The organism is Pelagicoccus sp. SDUM812003, from assembly GCF_031127815.1.
Lineage (GTDB): Bacteria > Verrucomicrobiota > Verrucomicrobiia > Opitutales > Opitutaceae > Pelagicoccus.
Window position 1 is genome coordinate 1 of the sequence record NZ_JARXHY010000048.1, and the last position, 2,194, is coordinate 2,194.

Sequence of the window (2,194 nt, forward strand, 5' to 3'; positions counted from 1 at the left end):
CCGTTTTCCAGGGTGGCTCTGTAGGTGAGGGAGTCGCCGGCGTCGATGTCGGAGAAGCTGCCGGAAACGTCGAGGGAGAATGCGGAGTCCTCGGTTGCGGTCTGGTCGGCGATGGCGGTGGCGACGGGGCCGTCGTTGGTATTCACAACTTCGACGTGATAGGTGCTAGAGGCGGAGGCGCCTGCGAGGTCCGTAGCAGTGACGGCTATATGAAGACTGCCCACGTCTTCGTTTTCCGGAGTGCCTGAAAGCTGTCCGGTGGTGGAGTCGATGGATAGCCAGCTGGGCAAGGGGTCGCCGTTTTCTAGGGTGGCGGAGAAGGTCAACACATCGCCTGCATCCATGTCGGAGAAGTTTTCTCCAACATCCAGAGTGAACGCGGCATCTTCGTTCGCAACGACTGCCGCCTCTGGGGACAAGTGGCTTTCGTCGATGACGGAGAACTCGCTATCGTTGGGGCCTTGCCATTCCAAGGTGAGATTGGAGAGGCCTCCGCGTTCGAAGTAGATCAACTCGATGCTGTGGGAGCCGGCTGGGAGCTCGACTGTGCCGATGGTTGATGTTGAAACGTGCTGTCCATCGCATTCGAGCACCATCTCGCCGTCCACGAATAGACGGTACCCATCGTCGCCGGTGACTTTGAAGTTCCACTCTCCTGTTTCGTCGATGTGGACGAAGCCTTCGTATTGGATCGCGAAGTCGTCGGTCGGTCCCCCTTCGTGAGCGGCTCCGCTGCCTGCGTTGAAATCGACTTCTGAGACGGTCTCGACGTAATCCGCCTCGGCGTCGAAGTCGATGTCGGAGAGCTTTCCAGGGCTTGTGTCGAGGTGATGATACGAGGCGGTCAGTCCGCTTTTAGAGGTGACGATCGGACCGTCATTTGTGTTTTCCACGCTGATACCGAAGGTTTCGGAGGCGGAGGCGCCTGCGGTGTCGATTGCGGTGACGGTGACTGCGATCTCGCCCACGTCGGCGTTTTCCGGAGTGCCGGAAAGCTGCCCGGTGGTCGGGTCGATGGAGAGCCAGCTGGGCAAGGGATCACCGTTTTGGAGGGTGGCGGAGTAGCTCAGGGAGTCGCCCTCATCGACGTCGGAGAAGCTGCCGGAGACGTCGAGGGAGAATGCGGAGTCCTCGGTTGCGGTCTGGTCGGCGATGGCGGTGGCGACGGGGCCGTCGTTGGTATTTTGTACCTCTATGGTGAATACGTCCGAGGCGCTTGCTCCGGACTGGTCGGACGCAATGACTTTCACAGAGAGTTCGCCCACGTCTTCGTTTTCGGGGGTGCCTGAAAGCACACCGGTATCGGGATCGATAGAGAGCCAATCTGGCAGTGGATCGCCGTTGGCCAAAGTCGAGGAGTACGTTGTGGAGTCGCCTACGTCGGCATCAAAGAAGTTTCCGGATACATCGAGAGTGAAAAGACTAGCTTCGCTTGTTTGTTGGTCAGCAATAGCTTCTGAGACCACGAGACCGTCGTTGTCGTTGGCTATTTCGAGTTCGAATAGGCTACTCGCTGAACTTCCTGCGAAATCGGTAGCGGTGACCAAAATACTGATCTTTCCCACGTCGGCGTTTTCCGGGGTTCCGGAGAGCTGTCCGGTGGTGGAGTCGATGGATAGCCAGCCGGGCAGCGGGTCGCCGTTTTCCAGGGTGGCGCTGTAGCTCAGGGAGTCGTCCGCGTCGACGTCGGAGAACTTGCCGGAAATGTCGAGGGAGAATGCGGAGTCCTCGGTAGCGGTCTGGTCGGCGATGGCGGCTGCGACTGGGCCGTTGTTTGTATTGACCACGATGATACCGAAGGTGTCGGAGGCGGTAGCGCCTGCGAGGTCGGAGGCGGTGACGGTGACCGCGATGTCGCCCACGTCGGCGTTTTCAGGGGTGCCGGAGAGTAGTCCGGTGGTTGCGTCGATGGATAGCCAGCTGGGCAGAGGATCGCCGTTTTCCAGGGTGGCGCTGTAGGTGAGGGAGTCGCCGGCGTCGACGTCGGAGAACTTGCCGGAGACGTCGAGGGAGAAAGCGGAGTCCTCGGTTGCGGACTGGTCGGCGATGGCGGTGGCGACGGGACCGTCGTTGGTATTGGTCACGCTGATACCGAAGGAGTCGGAAGCGGTGGCGCCTGCGGCGTCGGTGGCGGTGACGGTGACCGCAATCTCGCCCACGTCGGCGTTTTCAGGGGTGCCGGAGAGTAGTCCGG

General features: G+C 60.4%; 1 protein-coding gene. It reads right to left on the reverse strand.

The features are described from left to right. On the reverse strand, positions 1-2,194 hold a 2,194-nt coding region (locus QEH54_RS22655), incomplete at both ends, for a putative Ig domain-containing protein (protein ID WP_309021011.1).